We start from the raw sequence: 25,074 nt of genomic DNA on the forward strand, positions 1-25,074 counted from the left end.
GAGCCGTCAGCCGGGACGGGAGACCGAGGCGTCGGCCGCCTGGTCCGCGCCCGGCTTCGCGGGCTCGCGGTCGCGGCTGCGGTATTCCTTGAGGAAGCCTTCCAGCAGCGAGGTGGCCGCGATCGAGCGCGCGATCTCGCGGAACGCCTCCCCGCGCGCCTCGATCGGCGCGGTGACGATCTCGAACGCCTGCGCGTCGCGGCTGTCGGCCATCTTCGGCGCGAATTTCTGGCGGATGCGGTCGAGCCCGAGCGCGTCGTCGGCGAGCGACAGCGCGATCGCGACGCGCATCACGTCGGCGCGGGAGGCCGTGTCGAGCGGGTCCGCCGCGCGCCAGGCCGCGCCGAGCGAGGCCTCCAGCGCCTCGCCGGCCTCGCGCCAGCGGTTCGCCGACCACAGAATGTCGGCCTTCAGCCGCGCGCCGTCGCGCCCCTCGAGCCCCTCCGCCATCTCGAGCGCGAGCTCGGGACGGCCGGTTTGGGCCAGCGCGCGCGCCTCCAGCAGAAGCCGCGAACGCACCAGCGAGGCGGGCAGGTCGGCCTGACGGGTCTTCTGCAGCAGGCGCACGGCGTCGGCGGGGCGGCCGTTCATGAGCTGCACCAGCGCGGCGCGCGAGGCGACCTGGGCGCGGGCGGCGCCGGTCAGGCGATGGTCGACCTGATATTCGAGCAGGTCCGCGGCCTGATCGAGCAGGTCGACCTCCACCAGCTTGTCGGCGAGCCGGCGCGCCAGCTCGTCGCCGCGCCGGCCGGTCGGGCTCAACTCCTGGAAGTCGTAGAACAGCGCCAGCGCGTCGAGCTTCGGCATGCGGTCGACGGCGCTGCCGAGAAACAGGTCGGTGAAGCGCTCCTGCATGCGGTCCTGAAGCGCGCGGGTCTCGTCGGCGTCGGGGAAGGCTTGCACCGCGGTCTTCAGCGTGGAGAAAGCGTCGCGCCAGCGTTCGGCGTCGGCGTAGAGCCCGGAGAGCTTCGCCAGCGCTTCGGCCTCGATCCAGTCTCCGCGCCAGCCGGTGACGAGCCGCTCCAGCGCCGCGACGCCCTCCGTCGCGGGCGTCTTGCCGGTCTGGAGGCCGAGCTCGACCTGGCGCAGTTCGGCCTCGGCCGCGGCGATCGGATCAGGGCCCCGCGCCACCACCGCGAAGGCGGCGAAGGCGCGATCGGGCTGGTCGAGCGCCGCCAGCACGCGGCCGCGCAGCACCTCGCGGGCGGCGAGGCCCCGCAGCGCCGGCAGCACGTCGAGCTGGTCGAGCGCGGCGGCGGCGGTCGCCGCGTCGCCGGCGTCGAGCGCGAGCTCCACCTCGAGCTCCACGAAGCGCGCGCGCACCGCCGGCGGCAGCCCGCCAAGCGCGGGGCGCCCCTGCCGGAACGCGGCGCGGGCGGGCTCGGGACGGCCGTCGCTCCATTCGACCTGCGCGCGCCACAGCGCGGCCTCGGGGTTCATCGCAAGCGCGGGGACGGACAGGATCGCCCGGGCGAGCTTCGGCCGGTCGAGCGCGGCGGCGGCGGCTCCGCGCAGCAGAGCGACCTCAGCTTCGCGCTCCGACAGCGGATCGTCCCCGACGGCGGCGTCGAGCACCGCTTTGGCGTCGGCGGCCATGCCGCGCAGCAGATAGAAGCGCGCCAGCGCCACGCGCGCGTCGGTCCGCGCGTCGGGCGAGGACAGCGAAGCGGCCTCCAGCAGGGCGCGCTCGCGCTTGAGATAGGGCCCCGCCGTCGCCTCCGCCGCAGCTTCGCCCAGCACAAGCGGCGTCGCGTCTGAGGCGACGGCCGAGACCGTCGGCTCCACCCGCGACAGGGCGAGCCCGGCGTCGCGCTCGATGCGGAGGTCGTCGAGGGCGGCGACGAGGCGCACGTCGTCGGCCAGCGGCGCGACGACCACGCCGTGGGCCGTCGGGAGCAGCGTCAATTCGACGAAGGCCTGCGGGCGCAGGGCGCCGCGCGCCGGCGCCTGAAGCGTCGCCACGATCAGTTCGTCGCCGACCTCCGGGTCCGCGAGTCGCCGCACCGTTCCGACGCCGTCGACCTTGGCGGCGAGCGCCGCGCGTCCGGCGCGGCTGAAATCGGGCGCGAAACGGACCGGCTCCGCCGCGCCGACCATGTCGTCGCCGAGCGAGACGACCCAGGAGCCGCCGTCCTGCGCCGCGGTGACGAACCGCGGCTCTCTCAGCCGCATGCGCAGCGCCTGGCCGCGCTCGACGGCGAACGGCTCGACCGCCTCGATCGCCCCGCGCGAGGCGGCGACCAGACCGTCGACCGCAATCGGCCCGACATCGTCGAACACCGCCCACAGCGTGCGGCCGCGCAGCGCGACCGCGGCCGCCGTCGCCTTGCCGAAGGGGAAGGCGATCCGGATCGATTCGCCGGAAAAGCTGAGGGCCGCGCTCGCCGACGCGCTTTTGACCGGCGCGGACGAGCTTTCGGACGGCGCGGGAGCAGGCGCCGAAGCCGCCAGCGCGACGGCCGCCGCCGCCGGAGCCGGCTCCACGATCCTGGTCCCGGCGGCCGCATGTTCGGCGTGGACCGGCGCAGCCGAGGGAAGCGGCCTGGCGGCGGGCTTCGCCGCGACAGGCGCCGGACGTTCGGGCGCGGGAGCCGGCGCCTCGGCATGAGGCGCGGACGCCGGCGTGGACGGCTCCGGTTCGTCATGGGACGCGGCGACCGGAGCGGCGGCGACGGTCGCGGCCGAAGGGTCGCGGTCATCCTCCGCGCGGTCGATGTCGAGGATGTAGGAGCCGTCCTCGCGGAAGCCCCGCACGGCCACCGCCTTGGGCGCGGGGACGGTGACGGTGATCGCGCCGTCCGATCGCTCGACGCCGATGGCGGTGAGCGCGGCCGGCAGACGGGCCTTGGCGGCCGCGAGATCGAACGGCAGCGGCGCGCCGATGGTGAGCAACGCCATATCGCCGATCCGGCGCAGGTCGGCCGGCACGGAATCGTCGAGCTTGAACACCAGCCGGCGGAAGGTCGGGTTGGTCGCGCCCTGCACGGTGAGCGGCGTCAGCTTCATGACCCGGCGCCGCTCGGCCTCGATCCGGGCCGCGCGAGCCGCGCGCGCCTCCTGGCCAAGCGCCGCCAGCGCCTCCTTCGGCGGGCCGGGCGGCATGCCGGCCCAGTTCGGCGGCAGCAGGTCGACGTAAAGCGTCTCGCCGGCCTCGATCACGTTGAGCTTCATGGCGCGGTTGAGCGCCATCCTGAGCGCCGAGCCGTCCGGGTCGCGGCGCACGACGCCGACGAGGTCGCCGAGCCCCTTGGTCAGACCGGCGGTCTCGAGCTGTACGGGTCCGCCGAAGTTCACCACCAGCACGCCGTTCGAAAGCCGGACGTCGGTCTTCGGCGCCTGGTCGAAGGCGAAGGTCAGGCGGACATAGCCCTCGGGCGCGCGGGCGGCCGTCGCGGTCCCGGTCGCGGCGCGCGCGTCTCCCGGCCCGCCGGCGATAGCCAGCAGCAGAGCAAGCACCCACGCCGTCGTTCGTCCGAGCGCCACCGGCTTATCGGTCCCCGCAGCCGAGCGCGGCCGATGGGCCGCCTCTCGCTTACGTCTTACCGGCCAAGCCGTTGGTGGAAGGTTACCGCCGAAGCGGGAATCGGCGACGGCGGCTCAGCGGCCCTCGATCTTCGGCAGCTCGCTGACGGCGACGGGAGCCGGCGGCTCGGTCTTGTCGCCGTCGCCGCGGGCGAGCGCGACGGTCAGCTTCTGCGCCGCCTCGGGCGACATCTTGCCGAGAATCTCCGACAGCTTGCGCGGGTTCATGCGCCGCGCCACCTCGAAGCGGACGCCCGGCTCCAGATCGTCGAAGATGCGCGCGGCCTCCTTCACCTTCATCCCCTCGTACATGGTGATGAGGTTCTTGAGCTTGGTCTTCTCCTCCTCGGCCCGGCGCGCGTCGGAGGCCGCAACCTGCTCCTCCAGCCGGCGCAGCTCGACCAGGCGCTCGTCCATGCGCCTCTCGGCGGCCTTCAGCAGGTTCTCGCGCAGGTCGAGGTCGTCGGAGCGCTCCTCGAGCGCGGCGCGACGCTTCTGCAGCGCCTCGAGCAGCGCGCGCTCGGACGGCGAGACGTCCGGCGGAGGCGGCGCGGCCGGGGCCTTCGCGGCCATCGGCGCAGGGTCCGCGGCGGGAGCCTGCCCGCCATGGGGGGCGGGCTCGGGCGCGGCGGCGGGCGACGCGGCCGCCGGACCCGCGAACAGGTAGGAGCTGTGGGTCATCAGGCCCATGGCCTTCAGCGACAGCAGCGCGGCCGCCGCGGTGATCACCACGGGCATGAGGTGGAGCCGCAGACGCGAGGTCATGCCGGCGCCCCGGAGCTGAGCGCCCTCACCCGCGAGGCGAACATCTCGGCGGCGGCGGCGGTGGCGGCCGAGCGGCCGAGCGGCGACGGCGCCGGGATCGCGCGGCGCCGCTGCGACGCGGGCTCGCGGTCGGCCTCGCGCCGCAGTTCGGCGACCGCCTCCGCCTCGGCGCGGGCGGCGAGCCGGGCGGCTTCGCGTTCGTGGTCGCGGCGGGCGGCCTCGGCGCGGACCACCTCCTGCGAGGCGTGCTCGCGCGCCGCCCTGGCGATCTTGGCGATCTGCTCGATCACCTGCTCGCCGTGGGTCAGTTGCTGGGAGATCGCGCCGGACACCTGTTCGGCGCGCGCGAGCCGTTCGGCCAGCGTCTCCTCGCAGACGCCGAGCGTGGAGCGCAGCGCGACGATCGCACGCTCCGCGCCGTGAGTCGCGGCGACGAGCTCGGTGATGGTCTCGCGCATCACGCCCTCGTCGGCGCGCAGCCGCGACAGCCGGCGGTTCAGCACCGCGCAATAGGCGATGGTCGCCACCAGCAGGATCGCGACGAGCGATTCGATCGCAAGCCCCACGACGTTCTGCATCACGACGCCTCCTTGCGCATGTCGCCCGCGGCCTCGAACGCCGCGAGCGTGGTGCGCGACCGCCGGAGCGGATGCGCGATCTGCACCGCCACGTGCTCGCCGGCGCGGCCCATGCGGCCCTCGGTCAGCACCTGGTCGCCGCAACGAAGCTGGACGAGGTCGTCGGGCTTCACCTCGAGCATCAGCGTGTCGCCGACGTCGAGGTCAAGGATGGTGCGCAGCGGCAGCTTCTTCTCGTAAAGGACGGCGTGGATCTCGGCCTTGGCCGACCAGATCTCGGTCGCGAGATGGCCTTCCCAGGTGGCGTCGCGGCCGAACTTCTCGCCCATGAACTGCTGCAGCAGCACGTCGCGGATCGGCTCGATGGTGGCGTAGGGCAGCAGCATCTGGATCACGCCGCCGCGGTCCTCCATGTCGATTCGGAGCTTGACCAGGATCGCGGCGTTCGCGGGCCGGGTGATGGCGGCGAACTTCGGGTTGGTCTCGAGCCGGTCGAGCGTGAAATCCACCGCGCTGATCGGCCGGAACGCCTGCTCGGCGTCGGCAAGCACCACCTCGATCATCCGCTGCACCAGGCTGGTCTCGATCGTGGTGTAGGGCCGGCCCTCGACCTTCATGGTGGCGACGCCGCGGCGGCCGCCGAGCAGCACGTCGATGATCGAATAGATCAGCGCGCTGTCGACTGTCATCAGCCCGAGGCCGTCCCACTGCGGCGCCTTGAACACCGACAGGATCGCCGGCAGCGGGATCGAGTTGAGGTAATCGCCGAACCGCACCGACTTGATGCCGTCGAGCGAGACCTCGACGTTGTCGGAGGTGAAGTTGCGCAAGCTCGTCGTGAGCAGCCGGACCAGCCGGTCGAATACGATCTCGAGCATCGGCAGGCGCTCGTAGGACACGAGCGCCGAATTGATGATCGCGCGGATGCCCGACTGCTCGGACAGGCCGAGCTCGTCGGGATTGAAGCCCAGCAGGCCGTCGACCTCGTCCTGGCTCAGGATGCGGTCGGCGGCCTTACGCTCGACGACGTCCGGCTGCGCGGGGGCGAGCTTGGCCGCCCATCCGGCGGCCGACTCCTCGTCCTCGCCGACCTGCTCGGCCATCGCGGCGCCCCATTCGGCCGCGAGGTCGGCGTCGAAATCGTCATCACCGCCCGCCATGGCTGAACGCTCCGCCGGCCGCGTCCGTCACTGGACCACGATGTCCTTGAACAGCACCGCGTCGGCCTTGGCCGGCGCGATCGCCACGTTGACCCGGCGGAGCAGCTCCTCCTTCAGGCGGTAGACGCCCGAAGAGCCGCGCAGATCGGCGGGGCGCATCTCGCGCAAGTGGGTCTGGAAGCTGTCGATCACGCGCGGCATCAGCGGCTTGATCGCATTGACGAGGTCCGGGCTCGCCACCTCGAGCGCGACCGTCATGCGCACATATTGCTGCCGGTCGGCGTCGGAGCCCGCGAGGTTGACCGTCATTTCCGGCAATTCGACGAAACTCGCCGGCGCGTTGATCGCGAGCGAAGGCGCGGTCACGCCGTGCGCGCTGACGCCTCCGCCGCCATGGCCGCCCGCCTCCGCGTGGGCCTCGCCCTTCTTCTTGCCGAGGACGAGATAGGCGCCGGCGCCGCCGCCGATCAGGACCGCCGCCGCGGCCGCCCCGATGATGACGAGCTTCTTTCGGGACTTCGGCTTCGCCGCCGCGCCGTCCGCCCCGGTCTCTTCAGCCATGCCCCGCCGCGGCGTCCCGCGCCGCGCCCCCGTCCCCGGCCCGTCGCCGGAGGTGATGGTTAACGGATAGGTCGCAAAGGTTAACGAAGGATTGCTTCGGGCCTCCGGCCGGCAATTCCTGCCGGGCATTTTGCGCCGGGCGCACGATCGGCGCCGGCCACGCCGCAGCCGTAAACGCCAGAGAACGCCTCATTTCCCAACGAACCGCCGGTTGGCACGCCGGCTGCAACATGGTTACCGGACGCGGCGCCCCGTCGGGGAGGATGGGGAGCGGCGGCCGGAGACATCCTCTGATCGGCCACGGGAGCGTTGGGTGGAGAACGCGTCTCTCGTCGGACTGTCGCGGCAGGTCGCCCTGCGGCGGGAGCTCGACGTCATCGCAAACAATGTCGCGAACATGAACACCGCCGGCTTCAAGGCCGAGGAGATGGTGTTCAGCGAGTTCGTCAGCCCGAAGGCCCGCGCGGACACGTTCCAGCGGCCGGACCGGCGGCTGTCCTTCGTCGAGGACCGCGCGACATGGCACGACTTCGCGGCCGGCGTGGTGCAGACCACCGGCGGCGACACCGACGTCGCGATCGACGGCGAAGGCTTCTTCGTCGTGGAGACGCCGGGCGGCGAGCGCTACACCCGCAACGGCGCGTTCCAGATCAACGCCGCCGGCGAGCTGGTGACGAGCGAAGGCCGCCGGGTGCTCTCGACCGCCGGCCCGATCCAGTTCGCGCCGACGGAAAGCGGCCTGACCATCGGCAAGGACGGCACGATCGCGACCAGCGAGGGCGTGCGCGGACGGCTGCGGGTGGTCCAGTTCGAAAACCTGCAGTCGCTGCGCAAGGACGGAACGAGCCTGTTCGCGTCCGACGTGACGCCGACCGACGCGACGACCGCCACCCGGCTTGTGCAGGGCTCGGTCGAGAAGTCGAACGTCAAGCCGATCGCCGAGATGAGCCGTCTGATCGAGGTCAGCCGCTCCTACACCAGCATCGCCTCGCTGCTCGAGAAGCAGGACGAGATCCGGCGCTCGGCGATCGAGCGCCTCGCCGACGTCCCTGCGTGACGGCCTGAGACCTGAAGGAACCGCACGATGCGCGCCCTCTACACCGCCTCCACCGGCATGGCCGCCCAGGAAGCGAACGTCGAGCTGATCTCGAACAACATCGCCAACCTTCGCACCGCGGGCTTCAAGCGCCAGCGGGCGGAGTTCCAGGACCTGCTCTACCAGTCGATGCGGCGGGTCGGCTCGACCTCATCGGACGCCGGGACGATCGTCCCGACCGGCGTCGACATCGGCTCCGGCGTCAAGCTGGTCGCGACGCCGCGCGTCATGAGCCAGGGCACCATCGCCGCGACGGAGAAGACCTATGACGTCGCGATCCGCGGCGAGGGCTTCTTCCAGGTCGATCTGCCGGACGGCCGCACCGCCTACACCCGCGACGGCTCGTTCGAGCTCGACCCCACCGGCCAGATCGTCACCGCCGACGGCTACGTGGTCTCGCCGGGCATCACGGTGCCGGAGAACGCGCTCTCGGTCACGATCAACGCCACGGGTCAGGTCGAGGCCACCATCCAGGGCCAGACCGCGCCTCAGCAGCTCGGCCAGCTCCAGCTCGCCCGCTTCATCAACAAGTCGGGCCTGGAGGCGATCGGCGACAACCTGTTCCTCGAGACGCCCGCGAGCGGAACGCCGCTCGAGGACAACCCGGGAGCCGAAGGCTTCGGCTCGGTGATGCAGGCCTATCTGGAACAGTCCAACGTCAACGCGGTGACGGAGATCTCCGACCTGATCGCGGCCCAGCGCGCCTACGAGATGAACTCGAAGGTGATCTCGTCCGCCGACCAGATGCTGCAGTCCACCGCCTCGATGCTGCGGTGAGCGCCATGACCCGGCACCTCGCCTTCCGCCTCGCGCCCCCGCTGCTGATCGCCGCCGCGCTCTCGGCCGCCGCCGCCTTCGCGTCCCCCGCCCGCGCCCAGCCGACGCTCAGGGCCGAGGCGCTGGTCGTCTCCGACGTGGTGACGCTCGGCGACCTGATCGAGGACGCCGACATCCGCTCCGGCGCGGCGCTGTTCCGTGCGCCCGATCTCGGCAAGACCGGCTCCGTGCCCGCCGCAGCGGTGATCGAGGCCGCGCGCCGCGCCGGCGTCGCCGACGTGGTCGCGGGTTCGATCACCGAGATCGCGGTCACGCGGCTCAGCCGCGAGATCGGCGAGGCCGAACTCACGGACGCGATCGCCGCCCGCGCGGCCGACGAGCTCGGCGCCCGCGCGGAGGACCTGCGCGTCACGCTCGACGCGCCCGGACCGCTCCACCTCGACCCGTCCGCTCCGGAGCGGCTCGCGATCGAGCGCTTCGCCGTCGACCGCCGCAGCGGCCGTTTCGAGGCCGTCGTCACGGCCGGAGCGCGCGCCGCGCCGCGCCGGCTGACCGGCTCGGCCGTCGAGACGGTCGAGGTCACGCTCGCGGGGCGCGCGCTCGCCCGCGGCGACGTCATCGGCGACGCCGATCTCGTCGTCGAGCGCCGGCCGCGCGCGCAGAACCCCGACGCCATGGCGCCCGCAGAGGCTCGCGGCCTCGCCGCGCGCCGCTCCTTGCGCGAAGGCCAACCGCTGCGCGACAGCGACCTGATGCGGCCGCAGCACGTCGACCGCGGCGCCTTCGTCACGCTGGTCTACGCGTCCGGCGGCATGTCGCTGTCGCTGAAGGCCAAGGCGCTGCAGTCCGGCGCGCAGGGAGACCTGGTCTCCGTGCAGAACCTCCAGTCCAGGCGCACGGTCAGCGGCGTCGTCACCGGCCCGTCCGAGGTGACGGTGACCGCCGCCGCCACCGCCGTCGCCCGCCGCTAGTTCCGAGGAGCGTACCCCATGACCGCCTCACTCCGCGCCCATGCGCTCCGCATCGCCGCTGTCTCGCTGTCCGCCGGGCTGCTCGCCGGCTGCGGCGCCGCGGACCGCCTCGCGAGCGTCGGCAAGCCCCCGTCCCTTTCGGCGATCGAGAACCCGACCACCCAGCCCGGCTACAAGGCCGTGCAGATGCCGATGCCGGAAGCCATGCCGGTGTCCTATCAGCCGAACTCGCTGTGGCGATCGGGCGCCCGCGGCTTCTTCAAGGACCCGCGCGCCCGGCAGGTCGGCGATCTGCTGACCGTGCGCGTCGACATCACTGACAAGGCCGAGTTCGAGAACAAGACCAAGCGCACGCGGACCGCATCGGAAGCCGCCAATGTCGACAACGTGCTGGGCTACGAGGGCTATCTGAAGAAGGTGCTGCCCGGCGGGGTCGATCCGCAGAACCTCGTCAAGGCCGGCTCGACCACCACGAGCGAGGGCGAGGGCACGGTCGACCGCAAGGAGACGCTGACGACCAACGTCGCCGCCGTCGTGACCCAGGTGCTGCCGAACGGCGCGCTGGTGATCGAGGGCAAGCAGGAGATCCGGGTCAATTTCGAGATCCGCGAGCTGATCGTCGCCGGCGTCGTCCGCACCGAGGACATCGACAGCGACAACACCATCGCGAGCGAGAAGATCGCGCAGGCCCGCATCGCCTATGGCGGACGCGGCCAGCTCACCGACGTGCAGCAGCCGCGCTACGGCCAGCAGGTGATGGACGTCCTGCTGCCGTTCTGACCTCGCATCCCCGAGATCGCGGGGCGCGCGGCGGCAGGGCCCGCCGCCGCTCGTCCCGCGCCGCCCGCGCCGGCCTCCACCCGCCGGCAGGGCCTCCACGCGGCCGCCGGCTCCCCCCGGCGGCCGCTCGCGTTCAGGACGGATGGTGGTAGGATCAGAAGCATCGAAAGCGGGTTCTGGCGAAGTTCGCATGACGCGACGCGTTCTGACGGTCCGGCTGCTGCCGGAAACGGCGGCGGCGCTCGAAGCCCTGTCGTCGCGCACCGGCGACAGCGTCGATGAACTGGTCGAAACCGCGCTCGCATTGCTGTTTCAGGACGACGCCGACCACGTCGCGGCCGTGACCGCCGGTCTGGCGGACGCCGAGGCCGGCCGGGTCGTTCCACATGACGAGGCCATGCGCCGGTTCCGCCGGACGATCGCGCAGGCGGCGCTGAAGCGCGCTTGAAGCAGGTTCGCTACGCCGAGCAGGCCATCCGCGAACTCGACGCCATCTTCGCCTGGATCGCATCCGAAAATCCGGCGGCGGCCGAACGAGTGCTCAATCGCCTCGACCGGACAGCCGCTCTGCCCAGCCAGTTCCGGCGCGGGCGACCCGGCCGGACGCCGGGAACGCGCGAATTGGTCGTGGGGCGGCTACCCGACATCATCGTCTATTCGGAAAGCGCCGACGCGATCACCATCCTCGCCGTCCGCCACGCCGCGCGCCGGCCGCTCGGCTGAGTTGGCGCGTCACGACCGTCCGTTCGGCGCCGGCTTGAGGCGGATCACCCGGCCGTTGGCGCTGTCGGTGAGGAGGTAGAGCAGTCCGTCTGGCCCCTGCTTCACGGTGCGGATGCGCTCGCCCATATCCTCCAGCAGGCGCTCCTCGTGGGTCACCTTGCCGTCCGCCATCTCGAGCCGCGCCAGGGTTGGGATGGCGAGCCCGCCGACGAAGGCGTTGCCCTTCCAGCCGGGGAAGGCGTCGCCGCCGTAGAAGGCGAGGCCGGCCGTGCCGATCGACGGCACCCAGTAACGCACCGGCTGCTCCATGCCCTCCTTCTCGGTCAGGCCCTCGCCGATCGTCGCGCCGGAGTATTCCTTGCCGTAGGTGATGACCGGCCAGCCGTAGTTCTTGCCGGGCTCGACCCTGTTCAGTTCGTCGCCGCCGCGGGGGCCGTGCTCCGTCACCCACAGCGCGCCGTCGGCCGGGTTGATCGCCGCGCCCTGGATGTTGCGGTGGCCGTAGGACCAGATTTCGGGCTTGGCGTCAGAGCGGCCCTCGAACGGGTTGCCGGACGCCGGCTTGCCGTCGAGCGTCAGGCGCACGACCTTGCCGAGCGTCTCGTCGAGGGCCTGCGACTTCACGCGGAACTCGGCGTTCGAGCGCTCGCCGAGACCCAGAAACAGGGTCCCGTCCGGCGCGAACACGATCCGCGAGCCGAAATGCAGGGTGGAGGCGTATTTCGGCGCCTGCCGCCAGATCACCGCGACGTCCTCGAGCCGCGCGGCGTTCTCCGCGAGCTTGCCGCGGCCGAGCGCCGTGCCGTTCACGCCGCCTTCGCCCGCTTCCGCGAAGGTGAAATAGACATGCCGGGTCTCGGCGAAGTTCGGCGCCACGGCGACGTCGAGCAGGCCGCCCTGCCCGCGGGCGTCGACCTTCGGCAACCCCGTCACCGCCGGCGCGACCTTGCCGTCCGGCAGCACGAGCCTCAGCCGCCCGGCCTTCTCCGTCACGAGCATGCGCCCGCCCGGCAGGAAGGCGAGACCCCAGGGGCGCTCCAGCCCTTCGGCCACCGTCTCGACGGTGAAGCTCGCCTTCTCGGACTTCACCGTCTCCGGCTTGCCGCTCTGCGCGAGCGCGGCGGGGGCCGCGGACAGCGACAGGGCCGCGGCGAGAAGGGCGGTGCGGGCGAGGGACGAGCGGCGCATGTATGCCTCCGGAGGAGAGGATCTTCGGACGGGAGGTAGGCGCAAAGGCCGGACGTTCAATTCACGACGCCGTCAAAGGCGGCCGAGCCTGTCCGCGAAGGCGTCGGTCGCGCGCACCAGCCGGTCGAGGATGCCCGGCTCCGAAAAGGCGTGGCCGGCGTCGTCGACAATGTGGAGCTCCGCCTCCGGCCAGGCCTTGTGCAGGTCCCAGGCCGTGACGGCGGGCGTCGCGACGTCGTAGCGGCCCTGCACGATGACGCCGGGCAGGCCGCGGAGCCGGGACGCGTCGCGGATGAGCTGCCCCTCCTCCAGCCAGCCGCCATGGGTGAAGTAGTGGTTCTCGATCCGCGCGAAGGCGAGCGCATAGGCGTCGCCGCCGTGCTGAACCGCGATCGCGGGGTCCGGCCGCAGGGTGATGGTTTCGCCCTCCCACACGCTCCACGCCTTGGCGCAGGCGAGCTTTTCGGCCTCGTCGTCGCCGGTCAGCCGGCGGCGATAGGCGGCGATCATGTCGCCGCGCTCGGCCTGCGGGATCGGCGCGACGAACTTCTCCCACTTGTCCGGGAACAGCAGCGAGGCGCCGGACTGGTAGTACCAGTCGAGCTCGAACCGCCGCAGCGTGAAGATGCCGCGCAGCACCAGCCCGGAGACGCGCTCGGGATGGGTCTCCGCGTAGGCGAGCGCGAGCGTCGAGCCCCAGGAGCCGCCGAAGACAAGCCAGCGCTCGACCCCCGCGAGCTCCCGCAGCCGCTCGATGTCGGCGACGAGGTCCCATGTGGTGTTGGCGTCGAGCCCGGCATGGGGGGTCGAACGGCCGCAGCCGCGCTGGTCGAACAGCGTGACGTCGTAGCGCGCGGGATCGAACAGGCGGCGGTGCGACGGGGCGCTGCCGCCGCCGGGTCCGCCGTGCAGGAACACCGCGGGAACGCCGCCCGCCGTCCCGCAGCGCTCCCAGTAGACGCGGTGGCCGCCGCCGACGTCGAGCGCGCCGCTGGCGTAGGGCTCGATCGATGGATAGAGCCCCCGCAGCCGCTCCGCGCCGCTCGCCGCATCGCCCATCGCCGTCTCCCGCCCAAGCCTTGAATCGACGGTCACCGTGTGCGGCAGGCGCGGGCGCGTCAACGCCGCCGCAGCCCGGCAAATCCTGCCGCCCGGCAGCCTCCGCCGGCCCTAGAGCGCCGCCGTTCGCCCCTAAGTGCTTGTTTTTGCGAGCGTCGCCCGGTGGCCCTCCGTTTGCAGAGCCTGAGACGCCGGGGCGCGCCGATCGGCGGCGACGCGCGGGCGCGCGTTCGGTTCTGGAGAGGGCGATGGGAATTTTCGGGGCATTGAACACCGCGGTCAGCGGTCTGCGGGCGCAGTCCTACGCGCTCGAGAACATTTCGGGCAACATCGCGAACGCCTCGACCACCGGCTACAAGCGGACCGAGACCTCGTTCGCCGATCTGGTCCTCGGCGGCGACGTCAGCGCGCGTCGGCAGACCTCCGGCTCGGTGATGTCGTTCTCGCGCTCGACCAACGACCTGCAGGGCAACCTGACGGGATCGACCTCCGCCACCTCGCTCGGCATCAACGGCCCGGGCTATCTGCTGGTGCAGAAGGCGACCGGCTCCAGCGACGGTTCGCCCCTTTTCGGGGCCGGCACGAACTACACCCGCCGCGGCGACTTCGACGTCGACCGCAACGGCTACCTCTACAACGGCGCCGGCTATTACCTGATGGCGAACCGCCTCGATCCGGCGACCGGCAGCCCGGTGGGCTCCAGCCCTGAGGTGGTCCAGATCTCGAAGGACCCGTATCCGGCGGTCGCGACCAGCACGATCACCTATCGCGGCAACCTGCCCGCGACGCCGAAGACCGCGAACTACGTCGCGGGCGACGAGAGCTCCTGGCTGCTCGACTCGAGCCTCGGCTCCGAGATCACCGCGGACCAGTCCGCAGCCTTCATCGCGAGCAGCGTGAGCGGCGATTCGCTCACCGTCTACGACGCCACCGGCACGGCGCAGGACGTCCAGTTCCGCTGGGGCAAGGTGAGCAACGCCGACACAGCCGCCGGCACGGGCGACACCTGGGCGCTGTTCTACCAGTCCAACTCCGCCGCCACCGGATCGGAGGTCGCCTGGACCCAGGTCGACGCCGACCCCGCGGCCGCCGGCGCGCAGGCCTATGCGTTCGAGGGCGGCGCCCTGACGACCCCGGCGGGCGGCTCGACCACGGTCCCGAGCCTCGTCATCAACGGCGTCGACCTCGGCTCGGTCTCGATCGACCATGGTTCGGCCCTGACGCAGTACGCCGACGCCACCGGCCTGGTCTCGACCAAGCAGGTGTCGCAGAACGGCTCCGCCGCCGGCGACTATGTCGGCGTCGAGGTGAGCGACGGCGGCACGATCACCGCGACCTACAGCAACGGCAAGACCCGCGCGCTCTACTCCATCCCGCTCGCGACCTTCGTCGCCGAGAACCAGTTGAAGCATCTCGACGGCGGCGCCTACGCCGCGACGGCCGCGTCTGGCTCCGCGGTCCTCGGCTCGGGCTCGGCGATCGTCGGCATGGCGGTCGAGGAATCGAACGTCGACATCGCCGACGAGTTCACCAAGCTGATCGTCACGCAGCAGGCCTATTCGGCCAACACCCGCGTGGTGAGCACCTCCGACAGCATGATGCAGGAAGCGCTGTCCATGCTGCGCTGAGCGCGGAAGCTTCCGGCGCCGCGGACGTCAAGCGTTCGCGGCGCCGTTCCTCGACGGATGAAGGGCCGCGCGCGACGCGCGGCGCAGACGGAACGACGGCGCCATGAGCCTCACCACCGCCCTCGGGGCAGCGCTCACCGGCCTCCGGGCCAGCCAGGCCGGTCTCGACGTCGTCGCGGGCAACGTCGCGAACGCCAACACGCCGGGCTATGTCCGCAAGACGCTGAACGCCGAGGCGTCCGTCGCCGGCGGCGTCACGACCGGCGTCCGCACCGCCGAGATCCGCCGCGAGATCGATCTCTACCTCCAGCGCCAGCTCCGCGCCGAAAGCGCCGGCGCGGCCTACGCCTCGACCCGCGCGGACGCGCTCGACCAGGTCCAGGCCCTCTTCGGCACGCCGGGCGGCGCGACCTCGCTCGACACGCTGGTTTCGCGCTTCTCGTCCTCGCTCGACGCGCTCGTGACGTCTCCGCAGGACGAAAGCGCGCGCCAGAGCGTGCTGCAGAACGCCGAGATCCTCGCCCGGCAGCTCAACGGCGCCTCGAGCGACGTGCAGGCGCAGCGCGAGGCAGCCGACCAGGGCCTGCGCGACGGCGTCCAGTCCGCGAACGAGGCGCTGCGCTCGATCGAAGAGCTCACCCACGCGATCATCGAAGGAAACGCCCGCGGCCAGTCCACGGCCGGCCTGATGGACCAGCGCGACATGGCCATCAACGACCTTGCCGCGCTGATGGACATCCGCGTGGACGACCTCAGCGGCGGCGACATCCGGATCAGCACCCAGAGCGGGTTGGCGCTCTACGACGGCACGGCGTCGAGCCTCGCCTACACCGGCGGCGGAGGCACGATCGCGCCGGAGTCGCGCTACTCGCAGATCGCGGGCCAGAGCACGCTCGGCACGGTGACGCTCACCCGCGCCTCCGGCCAGTCCACCGACCTGCTCGCGGACGGCGCGCTGCGCTCGGGCCAGATGAAGGCCTACGCCGACCTGCGCGACGTGACGCTGCCGCAGGCGCAGACCCAGCTCGACGAGCTCGCCGCGAACCTCGCGCAGGCGCTCGGCTCCACCACGACGGCCGGAACCGCCATCGCCGGCGGCGTCGACCTTCCGACCGGCGGCGCGCTGCCGGGCGACCGCCTGACCGTGACCTACACGAGCGGCGGGACGACCCGCTCGCTCACCATCGTCAACGTCACCGACGCCGTGCGGCTCCCGCTCGACGACAACCTGACCGCGGACCGCAACGACACGGTGATCGGCGTCGACTTTTCGTCGCCGACGGCCGCCGACGACCTCGCCGCCGCGCTCGCCGCGAAGGGCGTTTCGATCGACGTGGCGGCCAGCGGCTCCGGCTTCTCCTTCACCTCCGGCGCGGCGGGCGTGACCGTCGCCGGCGGCTCCTCGCGCATCACCGCCGACGCCCTGTCGGGCGACGGGCTGGCGCTGCCGTTCTTCGTCGACGGCTCCGGCGGCGCGCCCTATTCCGGCAGCCTCGACGACGGCTCGCAGCGGACCGGCTTCGCGGCGCGCATCGCGGTCAACCCGGCGCTGCTGGACGATCCTTCGGCGCTCGTCGCCTACGCGGCCGACACGGCGGCGGGCGACCAGGCGCGGCTCGACTTCCTGCGGAACGCGCTGACCTCCGACCGCGCCTTCGACCCCGACACCGAGCTCGGCGGCGCGTCGTCGCCCTTCACCGGCTCGCTGTCCGAATTCGCGCAAGGGATCATCTCCAACCAGGCGAGCGCGAGCGCGTCCGCCGCAAGGGTCGCCGACGGCCAGGCTCTGGTGGTTTCGGCGCTGGAGGACCGGTTCTCCTCCGCCTCCGGCGTCGATGTCGACGAGGAGATGAGCCGGCTGATCCAGTTCCAGACCGCCTACAGCGCCAACGCGCGGGTGATGACGGCGGTGCGCGAAATGCTCGACCAGCTCATGCAGATCTGAGGACGGCGCCCATGACCACGATCGGCCCCTATTCCTCCACTGGCGTCGGCCGCCCGAGCCTCGCGCGCACGCTGTCGGAGACGCGCTCGCAGCTCGACGACCTGCTGACCCAGCTCGCGACCCAGAAGAAGTCGTCGACCTACGCCGGTCTCGGCGCCGGCCGCACCACCTCGCTCGCCATGCGCGCCCGGCTGGAGGCGATCGAGAGCTACGACTCCGTCGGCAAGACGGTCTCGACCCGCATCAAAATGATGTCGACCGCGCTGACCGCGATCTCCAATCTCGGCTCCGAGTACAAGACCGTCGATCCGAACGACTTCCAGCTCACCTCGGGCGGCGTGTCGATCCAGCAGGCGCAGGCCCGAATCGACCTGCAGGAGGCGATCTCCTATCTCAACACCGAGATCGACGGCCGCTACCTGTTCTCCGGCCGCTCGACCGACGTGAAGCCGGTGCTCACCGCCGACAAGATTCTCGCCGACGACGGCGACAAGGCGGGCCTGCGCACGGTGATCGACGAACGCAGGCTCGCCGACCTCGGCGCCGACGGCCGCGGCCGCATCGACGTTTCGGAGCTCGCCGGCGGCGCCTTCACCGTCTCCGAGGAGGCCTCCGGGCCGTTCGGCCTCAAGATCGCGTCGCTGTCCTCGACCATGACCGGCGCGACCGCGACCGGCCCCGAGGGCGACCCGGCCGCCATCACGCTCGGCGTCTCGGGCGCGCCGAACGACGGCGAGCAGATCCGCATCGGCCTGACGCTGCCGGACGGAACCTCGACCGAGATCACGCTGACCGCCCGCGTCGACCCTTCCGCGACGTTGCGGGGCGGCGACTTCCGCGTCGGCGCGACGCCGGAGGAGACCGCGGCCAACATGCGCGCGGCCTTCGACGCGGCGCTCATGAAGACCGCGGACACCGCTCTCGTCGCGGCCTCGGCCATGCAGGCGGGCGAGGAGTTCTTCAACACGCCAGCAGGCGCCGAGCCCGCGCGGGTCGCGGGCTATGACGGCGCTTTCGTCAGCGACGCGGAGCGGATCGCCGCGCTGCAGAACGCGACCGGGCTGACGACGACGGGGACCGCGGCGCGCACGGTCGACTGGTATCAGGGCGAGGACGCCGGCGACGACCCGCGCAGGACCGCGACGGCGACCGTCGCCGACGGCGTCACGGTCGGCTACGGCGCGCGGGCGAACGAGGACGGGACCCGCAGGCTCGTGCAGACGCTCGCCGTGTTCTCCTCGATGACGTTCTCGTCGTCGGACGCCAACGCGCAGGCGCGCTACTCGGCGCTCGCGAGCCGCACGGCCACCACGCTCGGCTCGACCGAGGCGACCGCCGACGTCAAGACCATCGCTGCCGGCCTCGCCGGCGCGAACAGCGCGATCAAGGCCGCGAGCGAGCGCCACACGGCCGCCAAGGCGATCGCCGAGGACGCCATCTCCGGCGTCGAGGCGGTCGACCAGGAGGAGGTGTCGCTGAAGATCCTGTCGCTGCAGACCTCGCTGCAGGCGAGCTATCAGGTCACCTCGACGCTTCGGCAGCTCAGCCTGGTGAACTTCCTGTAGGGCCTGAGCCTGGGCGCCTAACGCGCCGTCATGCCCGGCGAAGCCGGGCATCCACGACTTCCACGTCGAGCGCTAAGTCCAAGTCGTGGATGCCCGCCCGAAGACGCGGGCATGACGCAGAGCCTCTCACGCCGCCTGCGCCCCGCCCGCCTCCGTCTTCAGCCAGGCCGCGCCGCACGCCTTCGCCAGCTCGCGCACGCGCAGAATGTAGCTCTGGCGCTCGGTGACCGAGATCACGCCGCGGGCGTCGAGCAGGTTGAAGGCGTGGCTCGCCTTGATGGCCTGATCGTAGGCGGGCATCGCCATCAGATGCCGCTCGCCGTCCTCGCCGGCCTTAAGCAGCGCGCGGCACTCGTTCTCCGCGTCCTCGAAATGACGCTTCAGCATGGCGACGTCGGCGTACTCGAAGTTGTAGCGGGAGTACTCCTGCTCCGCCTGCCGGAACACGTCGCCATAGGTGATCTTGTCGTCGCCCTCACGGCCGTTGAAGTTCAGGTCGAAGCCGCGGTCCACGCCCTGGATGTACATGGCGAGGCGCTCCAGACCGTAGGTCAGCTCGCCCGAGACCGGATTGCAGTCCACGCCCGCCACCTGCTGGAAATAGGTGAACTGCGACACCTCCATGCCGTCGCACCAGCACTCCCAGCCGAGGCCCCAGGCGCCCAGCGTCGGGCTCTCCCAGTCGTCCTCCACGAAGCGCACGTCGTGCAGCGCCGGGTCGAGCCCGATGGCCTTGAGGCTGTCGAGATAAAGCTCCTGCAGGTTGTCCGGGCTCGGCTTCAGGATGACCTGAAACTGGTAGTAGTGCTGGAACCGGTTGGGGTTCTCGCCGTAGCGCCCGTCCTTCGGCCGCCGCGAGGGCTGCACATAGGCCGCCTTCCAGGGCTTGGGGCCGAGCGAGCGCAGCGTCGTCGCCGGATGGAACGTGCCGGCGCCGACCTCCATGTCGTAGGGCTGCAGGATCACGCAGCCCTGCTCCGCCCAGAAGCGCTGGAGCGTGAGGATGAGCCCCTGGAACGAGCGGGCGGGCGAGAGCAGGTCGGCGGTCATCGGCGGCATGTCCGGCAGGCGGGAAAAGCGCGGCGGACGCTAGGGGAGCGCGGGGAGCGAGGCAAGGGGATGAGGCGACGTCCAGCCGCGCGGCGCGCGGGCTCCCTCTCTCGTAGGATCAGGCAACACTCCAAGAGGATCGGGCTCGGGCGCGCGGAGCGGATCTCCCATCTAGGCCTCGGCGCCGCCGTTCCAGGCGCGCGAGGAGATGAAAGCCCATGAGTGAGACGTTCGGAGCCCGATCGACCACGGACGAGGTGCTGGAGGGCGTCGACCTCCGGGGCAAGCGCGTGCTGGTCACGGGGGTGTCGGCGGGCCTCGGCGTCGAGACGGCGCGCGCGCTCGCGGCCCGCGGCGCGCATGTGATCGGCGCGGCCCGGGACCTCGCCAAGGCGCGGCGCGCCACCGCCGGCGTCCGCGGCGTCGAGCTGATCGAGCTCGACCTCGCCTCGCTCGCGAGCGCCCGCGCGGCGGCCGAGGCTCTGCTGGACGACGGCCAGATCCTCGACCTCGTCATCGCCAACGCCGGCGTGATGGCCTGCCCCAAGCGCGTCACCGCCGACGGGTTCGAGACCCAGTTCGGCACGAACCATCTCGGCCACTTCGTGTTCGTCAACAGCGTCGCGCCGCTGATGCGGCAGGGCGCGCGCTTCGTGAGCCTCGCCTCGTCCGGCCACCGGGTCGCCGACGTCGACCTCGACGATCCCGGCTTCGAGCGCACGGAGTATCGGGAGTTCGTGGCCTACGGCCGCTCGAAGACCGCCAACATCCTGTTCGCGGTCGAGTTCGACCGCCGGTTCCGCGATCGCGGAATCCGGGCGGCGGCGGTGCATCCCGGCGTCATCCAGACCGAGCTCAGCCGCCACACGACGCAGGAGGCGATCGAGGAGCTGATCCGGACCTACGACGCGCCCCGGCCGGACGGCGCCGTGGCGTTCGAGTTCAAGACGATCCCGCAGGGCGCGGCGACTTCGGTCTGGGCGGGCGTCGCCGCCAAGGCCGACGAAATCGGCGGACGCTATTGCGAGGACTGCCGCGTGGCCGAGGTGAACGACGGCCCCGGCCTGCGCCAGGGCGTGCGCTCCTACGCGCTCGACCCGGAACGGGCGAAGGCGCTGTGGGCGAAGAGCGAGGAGATGGTCGGCCAGCGCTTCTGAGCGGCCGCGCGTCCCACGCCGACCTCGCGCCGCCGGGGCGGCCGCTTTCCGTTGGAAAGCGCGTCGTCTAAGGTTGGCTCGCTTTTGGTCGGCGCATCGGGGGACGTCGCGTGAACGCAGCAGCAGGTCCGTCGTCCTCGGACGACGGAGACATTCTCGCCACGCTTATCGGCATGATTCAATCGCGCGCCAAGACCACCGCGCCGCTTGACGCCGCGACCCGTATCGACGGCGTGGGAATCGACAGTTTCGACTTCGTCGAGATCATCTTCGAGGTCGAGGAGAAGTACGGGATCGAGGTCGACTACAACGCCAACTCGACCTTCAAGACGACGGCGACGATCGGCGACTTCGCCGCCGAGATCGAACGGCTGGTGGCGGCGAAGAGCGCGGCATGACGCGCGTGGTGGTGACCGGCGTCGGGGTGATCTCGGCGGCGGGAGACGCGCCGGAGCCGTTCTGGGACGCCCTGCTCGCGGCGAAGCCGCTGTTCACGGAGGCGCGGGCGACGCCGGGAACCGGCATTCTCGCGGCCGAGGTCCTGGTCGAGCCGGACTGGAACGCGCTCGGCGTCAAGGCGTCGTCCTGCGACCGCAGCGCGCTGTTCGCGGTCTACGCCGCGCGGCAGGCCTTGGCGCGGGCGGGGCTCGAACCGCCGTTCGAGCGCCCGGACCGGGTGGCGGTCATCCTCGGCAACGGCGCCGGCGGCGTCTGCAGCGTCGAGGAGCAGTACGTCCGGCGCTACGAGCAGGCGCAGACCCGCGTGCATCCGATGACGGTGGCGAAGGCGATGGTGTCGTCGTCCGCGAGCTGGGTGTCTATGGCGACCGGCGCGCGCGGCCCCTGCTTCGTCACGTCGAGCGCCTGCGCCTCCGCGGCCCACGCCATCGGGACCGCGCTGCAGTTCCTGCGGGCCGGCCTTGCCGATGTCGCGATCGCCGGCGGCGTCGAGGCCTCGCTGTCGAACGGCGCGCTCCGGGCCTGGGACGCGATGAAGATCATGTCCTCCACCGCCTGCCGGCCCTTCGCCCGCGGCCGCGACGGGCTGATCCTGAGCGAGGGCGCCGGCGTGCTGGTGCTGGAGACCGCGGAGCACGCCGCGCGCCGCGGGGCGCGCGCCACGGTGGAGCTCGCGGGCTTCGGCTCCAACGCCGACGCCGGCAACCTGTTCGCGCCGGATGTGGAGGGCATGGCCGCGGCGGTGCGGCTCGCGCTCGCCGACGCCGGCCTGACGCCCGAAGAGATCGCCTATGTGAACGCCCACGGCACCGGCACGGCCGCCAACGACAAGGCGGAGACGGAGGCGCTGACCTCCGTGTTCGGCGCGGGGCGCGCGCCGCCGGTCTCGTCGATCAAGGGCGTCGCGGGCCACGGGCTCGGGGCGGCGGGCGGGATCGAGGCGGTCGCGACGGTGATGGCGATCGAGCGCGGCGTCGCCCCGCCGACTGCGAATTTCGACGCGGCCGACCCGGACTGCCCCCTCGACTGCATCCCCAACGTTCCGCGCGAGATGGCGATCCCGGCGGCGCTGTCGAACTCCTTCGCCTTCGGCGGCCTGAACGCCTCTCTGGCCTTCCGCAGGATTTAGAGGCGCGGCGTCACCGTCAGCCCGGACGCCACTCGCCGGACGAGGGATCGCGGCGCAGCGTCGGTCTGACCTCGCGGTCGCGCTCCTCGGCGCTGCGCTCGGCCGCGTTGAGCTCGCGGTTCACGCGACGCCATTCGCGTTTCAGCGCCTTCGCGCCAAACATGGCGCCGGCGGCGGCGGCGGCGATCACGAGCAAAGGCGGCATTGCGGTCCTCAGGGGGCGCGCGAACGGGGAGCGAAGCGAGACGTCAGCCTCTCAGGCGATCTTGGCGGCGGTTGGGCCGACCGCCAAGCGCATTTCGCGACGAACCAGCGCAGGGCCCCGCCGCGTCAGAGCCCGAAGCGCGACCACAGCGCCCGCGCCTCGAGCGCCGCCAGCGCCTCGTCGGCCAGGCCCGCCCCGAACACGCCCGCCCCGACGCCTTCGCCGCGGCCGGACAGCCGTCGCAGCAGCGGCGCGCGCGCGGCGATCGGACGGATGTCGACCTTCTCGCCCCAGCGCTCCCGGAGCGTCGAGCGCAGGTCGCCGATGCGGTCGACGAGGCCGAGCCCGAGGCCGGTGGAGGCGGTCCAGAACGCGCCCGTGAACAGGTCCGGGTCGCCGCCGAGCGCGCCGCCGCGGCGCTCTTTCACCAGCGCGATGAAATGTTCGTGGATCTCGCGCTGGATCTCCTTCAGCCGCTCGACGTCCTCCGGCTTTTCCGGGCTGAACGGATCGAGGATCGCCTTGTTGGCGCCGGAGGCGTGCAGGCGGCGCTCGACGCCGAGCTTCTCGATCGCGCGATCGAAGCCGAAGCCGGCCGAAACCACGCCGATCGACCCGACGATCGAGGACGGATCGGCGACGATTTCATCCGCCGCGCAGGCGATCATGTAGCCGCCGGAGGCCGCGACGTCCTCGACAAAGGCGGTGACGCCGATCTCCTTCTCTGCGGAGAGCTGGCGGATGCGTCTGAAGATCAGGTGCGACTGCGCCGGCGATCCCCCCGGCGAGTTGACGACCAGCGCCACCTCCTTCGCGTTCGGAGTGGCGAAGGCGCGCTCGAGCAGCGGGGCGGCGGATGCGAGCGTGATCGAGGGGCGGAACGGCCCGCCGCCCACGCCGATCGCGCCATGGAGGCGGACGACGGGAACCACCGGCCGTTCGGCGCGCAGGCGCTCCGGCAGGATGGGGGCGGCGAGACGGCGAAGGCGGGAGAGAATGGCGGTCATGTCCGGCAGATAGGCGCGGCCCGCGCCGCTCACAAGCGAGCGCCCGGCTCGGCGCGATGAACGTCGGATGAACGGGGGTATCAGATGGCGTTCAGGGCTTCGCGCCTATCTTCCATACCCAAGGACACCCCCGGCGCAACTTCGCATGGTGCGAAGGCGTAACGCACCGGCCCCAGGCCCGCCGATGCGGGCCGACCGGCTCTCCGAGCGGCGTGTCACGTGGAGGACGTTATGATTCGCAAGTTCGTTCTCGCCGCCGCTCTCGCAGCCGGCGGTTTCGCTGCGCTTCCCACGGCCGCGTCCGCCGGCGACGTGTCGATCGGCATCGGCCTCGGGGGCCCCGCCTATTACGGCGGCGGCTACTACGAGCCGGTCTACCACCGCGGCTACCGCCATCGCTACGACCGCCCGCGGCCGGGCTGGGGCTACTACCGTCCGCAGCCCTATTACGGCTACCGGCCCTATCGTCCGCGCTGCCGCGTGACGACGGTGCGGTCGTGGAACGGCTACCGCTACGTGACCCGCACCCGCGAGGTCTGCTCGCGCCGCAGCTACCGCTACTGAGGTCGGCCAGGTCCGACCGCGTCAGGTCCGACTGCGTCAGAAAAAGAAGCGCCCGCCTCTCCGGCGGGCGCTTTTTTGTTCCGCGTCAGCCCATCGCGATGGTCGCCCGGCCGCGCTGGACCTCGACCGCCTCGGGCGTGAAGCCGCCGTCGGAACCGTGCAGCACGAAGCCCGGGAGAAGCGCCAACGGGCCCCGACGGCCCTTCGTGGCGGCGACGAGCAGACGGAGCGCCGGCGCGTCCGCGCGGGGATGAACCGGGCGCAGCCGCAGGTCGCCGAACCGGCCGGCGCAGGCGGCGACGATCTCGCCAATCGCCTCCGGCCGGTGGATCATCACGAACACGCCGCCGGGTTTGAGAAGCCGCGCCGCGGCCCGCGTCCAGAGCTCGACGAGGCCCGCCTCGGCCGCGTGGGCGCGGGCGCGGGCGGCGTCGGGCGAGGCGCGAAACCGTCCCGCGTCGTCGAAGGGCGGATTGGCGGCCACGAGGTCGAGCGTGTCCGGAGCCGGACCGACGACCCGGCCGACCTCGGCGACGTCGGCGAGCGTGACGTCGACGCGCCCCTGGAGCCCGTTACGGCCGGCGTTGTCGCGGGCGAGCGCGGCGGCGGCGGGCTCGATCTCGACCAGGGTGGCGTGGGCGGCGCCGGCGATCGCGAGCGACAGCCCCACGGCCCCCACTCCCGCGCCGAAATCCGCGACGCGGGCGTCCGTCCCCATCCGGCCGAGGGCCGCGGCGGTCAGCAGCGCGGCGTCGGTGCCGACGCGATGGCCCCGCGCCGGCTGCAGCAGCTTCAGCCGGCCGCCGAAGAACCCGTCGTCGGTCAGGTCAGGCGCGAAATCGCCGGTCACCCCGGCTCCGGGCGCAGCTCGTTGGCGAGGCCGCTGTCGGCGAGCGCCCGGCGTGCCCGGGCCGCGTCCGCGTCATGCACCATGACGCGCGCCGCCAGAATGCCGAGCGAGCCTTCCAGCACGCTCATGTTGCCGTCGAGCACAAGGTGCTCGATGTCCGCGTCGCCGAGCGTGGCGCGCACGAACGACAGCAGCACGGGGTCGTTGCTCCGCAAGATTTCCTGCATGGGTCTCCGCTCGTTGGGCCGCCAGATGATGGCCTGCCCGGCGCGCGGGGACAACGCCGCGACATGGTAACCGCCGCGTTTAGCCTTAAGGCGGAAAACGCCCCGATC

Annotated in this window: 25 protein-coding genes; 13 read left to right on the plus strand and 12 right to left on the minus strand. The window is 72.0% G+C overall.

Features of this window, described 5'->3' with window-relative positions; all coding sequences use genetic code 11:
* Positions 1 to 6: 6 nt before the first annotated feature.
* The 5 genes from PKE78_RS05790 to PKE78_RS05810 form a co-directional block, all read right to left on the minus strand.
* Positions 7 to 3,483: a hypothetical protein gene (locus PKE78_RS05790; protein WP_271199877.1), complete on the minus strand. Its 3,477-nt coding sequence runs from the start codon at positions 3,481 to 3,483 to the stop codon at positions 7 to 9.
* A gap of 114 nt (positions 3,484 to 3,597) precedes the next feature.
* On the minus strand, positions 3,598 to 4,287 hold the full coding sequence (locus tag PKE78_RS05795; protein ID WP_271199878.1) for a MotE family protein: 690 nt from the start codon (positions 4,285 to 4,287) through the stop codon (positions 3,598 to 3,600).
* Positions 4,284 to 4,865, minus strand: coding sequence for a DUF6468 domain-containing protein (locus tag PKE78_RS05800; RefSeq protein ID WP_271199879.1), 582 nt, complete (start codon positions 4,863 to 4,865; stop codon positions 4,284 to 4,286). The genes PKE78_RS05795 and PKE78_RS05800 overlap by 4 nt, the downstream gene beginning before the upstream one ends.
* Entirely contained in the window at positions 4,865 to 6,025 is a 1,161-nt protein-coding gene (gene fliM, locus PKE78_RS05805) for a flagellar motor switch protein FliM (protein ID WP_271199880.1), read from the minus strand. The genes PKE78_RS05800 and fliM overlap by 1 nt, the downstream gene beginning before the upstream one ends.
* A 27-nt stretch (positions 6,026 to 6,052) precedes the next feature.
* Positions 6,053 to 6,586, minus strand: a complete 534-nt coding sequence (locus tag PKE78_RS05810) for a flagellar basal body-associated FliL family protein (RefSeq protein ID WP_271199881.1) — start codon at positions 6,584 to 6,586, stop codon at positions 6,053 to 6,055.
* Positions 6,587 to 6,899: 313 nt separating this feature from the next.
* On the opposite strand from PKE78_RS05810, the gene flgF reads away from it, so the two are divergent.
* From flgF to PKE78_RS05840, 6 genes are all read left to right on the plus strand, one after another.
* Positions 6,900 to 7,643 carry a flagellar basal-body rod protein FlgF gene (flgF, locus tag PKE78_RS05815; protein WP_271199882.1) on the plus strand — a complete coding sequence of 248 codons (744 nt, stop codon included), beginning with the start codon at positions 6,900 to 6,902 and terminating at the stop codon, positions 7,641 to 7,643.
* Positions 7,644 to 7,670: 27 nt separating this feature from the next.
* Entirely contained in the window at positions 7,671 to 8,459 is a 789-nt protein-coding gene (gene flgG, locus PKE78_RS05820) for a flagellar basal-body rod protein FlgG (RefSeq protein WP_271199883.1), read from the plus strand.
* Positions 8,460 to 8,464: 5 nt separating this feature from the next.
* Entirely contained in the window at positions 8,465 to 9,430 is a 966-nt protein-coding gene (gene flgA / locus PKE78_RS05825; RefSeq protein WP_271199884.1) for a flagellar basal body P-ring formation chaperone FlgA, read from the plus strand.
* Between the two features lie 18 nt (positions 9,431 to 9,448).
* Complete coding sequence (flgH, locus tag PKE78_RS05830; RefSeq protein ID WP_271199885.1) at positions 9,449 to 10,210, plus strand: flagellar basal body L-ring protein FlgH; 762 nt, start codon at positions 9,449 to 9,451, stop codon at positions 10,208 to 10,210.
* 190 nt (positions 10,211 to 10,400) lie between these two features.
* Entirely contained in the window at positions 10,401 to 10,658 is a 258-nt protein-coding gene (locus PKE78_RS05835) for a CopG family ribbon-helix-helix protein (protein WP_271199886.1), read from the plus strand.
* Positions 10,655 to 10,933: a type II toxin-antitoxin system RelE/ParE family toxin gene (locus tag PKE78_RS05840; RefSeq protein ID WP_271199887.1), complete on the plus strand. Its 279-nt coding sequence runs from the start codon at positions 10,655 to 10,657 to the stop codon at positions 10,931 to 10,933. The genes PKE78_RS05835 and PKE78_RS05840 overlap by 4 nt, the downstream gene beginning before the upstream one ends.
* 9 nt (positions 10,934 to 10,942) lie before the next feature.
* Here PKE78_RS05840 and PKE78_RS05845 read toward each other — a convergent pair whose 3' ends face one another.
* Together PKE78_RS05845 and pip are read right to left on the minus strand one after the other, a co-directional pair.
* Positions 10,943 to 12,121, minus strand: a complete 1,179-nt coding sequence (locus tag PKE78_RS05845) for a PQQ-dependent sugar dehydrogenase (protein ID WP_271199888.1) — start codon at positions 12,119 to 12,121, stop codon at positions 10,943 to 10,945.
* 72 nt (positions 12,122 to 12,193) lie between these two features.
* On the minus strand, positions 12,194 to 13,180 hold the full coding sequence (pip, locus tag PKE78_RS05850) for a prolyl aminopeptidase (RefSeq protein ID WP_271199889.1): 987 nt from the start codon (positions 13,178 to 13,180) through the stop codon (positions 12,194 to 12,196).
* A 248-nt stretch (positions 13,181 to 13,428) separates the two neighbouring features.
* On the opposite strand from pip, the gene PKE78_RS05855 reads away from it, so the two are divergent.
* The 3 genes from PKE78_RS05855 (at position 13,429) to PKE78_RS05865 (ending at position 18,318) form a co-directional block, all read left to right on the plus strand.
* Positions 13,429 to 14,808, plus strand: a complete 1,380-nt coding sequence (locus PKE78_RS05855) for a flagellar hook protein FlgE (protein ID WP_271199890.1) — start codon at positions 13,429 to 13,431, stop codon at positions 14,806 to 14,808.
* 103 nt (positions 14,809 to 14,911) lie between these two features.
* A complete protein-coding gene (gene flgK / locus PKE78_RS05860) occupies positions 14,912 to 16,753 on the plus strand; it encodes a flagellar hook-associated protein FlgK (protein WP_271199891.1) in 1,842 nt (613 codons plus the stop codon).
* Positions 16,754 to 16,764: 11 nt separating this feature from the next.
* Entirely contained in the window at positions 16,765 to 18,318 is a 1,554-nt protein-coding gene (locus PKE78_RS05865; protein WP_271199892.1) for a flagellin, read from the plus strand.
* A 126-nt stretch (positions 18,319 to 18,444) separates the two neighbouring features.
* Here the strand turns inward: PKE78_RS05865 and PKE78_RS05870 are convergent, their stop codons facing one another.
* Positions 18,445 to 19,368, minus strand: coding sequence for a glycine--tRNA ligase subunit alpha (locus PKE78_RS05870; RefSeq protein WP_271199893.1), 924 nt, complete (start codon positions 19,366 to 19,368; stop codon positions 18,445 to 18,447).
* A gap of 218 nt (positions 19,369 to 19,586) precedes the next feature.
* Here PKE78_RS05870 and PKE78_RS05875 point away from each other — a divergent pair, with 218 nt between their 5' ends.
* The 3 genes from PKE78_RS05875 (at position 19,587) to PKE78_RS05885 (ending at position 22,113) form a co-directional block, all read left to right on the plus strand.
* Positions 19,587 to 20,525 carry an SDR family NAD(P)-dependent oxidoreductase gene (locus PKE78_RS05875; RefSeq protein WP_271199894.1) on the plus strand — a complete coding sequence of 313 codons (939 nt, stop codon included), beginning with the start codon at positions 19,587 to 19,589 and terminating at the stop codon, positions 20,523 to 20,525.
* A gap of 110 nt (positions 20,526 to 20,635) precedes the next feature.
* Positions 20,636 to 20,923, plus strand: a complete 288-nt coding sequence (locus tag PKE78_RS05880; RefSeq protein WP_271199895.1) for an acyl carrier protein — start codon at positions 20,636 to 20,638, stop codon at positions 20,921 to 20,923.
* Positions 20,920 to 22,113 (plus strand): beta-ketoacyl-[acyl-carrier-protein] synthase family protein, encoded by a 1,194-nt coding sequence (locus PKE78_RS05885; RefSeq protein ID WP_271199896.1) that lies wholly within the window; start codon positions 20,920 to 20,922, stop codon positions 22,111 to 22,113. The genes PKE78_RS05880 and PKE78_RS05885 overlap by 4 nt, the downstream gene beginning before the upstream one ends.
* Before the next feature lie 16 nt (positions 22,114 to 22,129).
* Here PKE78_RS05885 and PKE78_RS05890 read toward each other — a convergent pair whose 3' ends face one another.
* Positions 22,130 to 22,318: a hypothetical protein gene (locus PKE78_RS05890; protein WP_271199897.1), complete on the minus strand. Its 189-nt coding sequence runs from the start codon at positions 22,316 to 22,318 to the stop codon at positions 22,130 to 22,132.
* Positions 22,319 to 22,443: 125 nt separating this feature from the next.
* Complete coding sequence (locus PKE78_RS05895) at positions 22,444 to 23,325, minus strand: S49 family peptidase (protein ID WP_271200079.1); 882 nt, start codon at positions 23,323 to 23,325, stop codon at positions 22,444 to 22,446.
* A gap of 231 nt (positions 23,326 to 23,556) precedes the next feature.
* Here PKE78_RS05895 and PKE78_RS05900 point away from each other — a divergent pair, with 231 nt between their 5' ends.
* On the plus strand, positions 23,557 to 23,889 hold the full coding sequence (locus PKE78_RS05900) for a hypothetical protein (protein ID WP_271199898.1): 333 nt from the start codon (positions 23,557 to 23,559) through the stop codon (positions 23,887 to 23,889).
* A gap of 85 nt (positions 23,890 to 23,974) precedes the next feature.
* On the opposite strand, the gene PKE78_RS05905 is transcribed toward PKE78_RS05900, so the two are convergent.
* Together PKE78_RS05905 and PKE78_RS05910 are read right to left on the minus strand one after the other, a co-directional pair.
* A complete protein-coding gene (locus tag PKE78_RS05905; RefSeq protein ID WP_271199899.1) occupies positions 23,975 to 24,739 on the minus strand; it encodes a tRNA1(Val) (adenine(37)-N6)-methyltransferase in 765 nt (254 codons plus the stop codon).
* Positions 24,736 to 24,966, minus strand: a complete 231-nt coding sequence (locus PKE78_RS05910; protein ID WP_271199900.1) for a putative signal transducing protein — start codon at positions 24,964 to 24,966, stop codon at positions 24,736 to 24,738. Before PKE78_RS05910 ends, PKE78_RS05905 begins: the two co-directional genes overlap by 4 nt.
* Between the last annotated feature and the right edge of the window lie 108 nt (positions 24,967 to 25,074).

The sequence above is a fragment of the Methylopila turkensis genome (assembly GCF_027922325.1).
Lineage (GTDB): Bacteria > Pseudomonadota > Alphaproteobacteria > Rhizobiales > Methylopilaceae > Methylopila > Methylopila turkensis.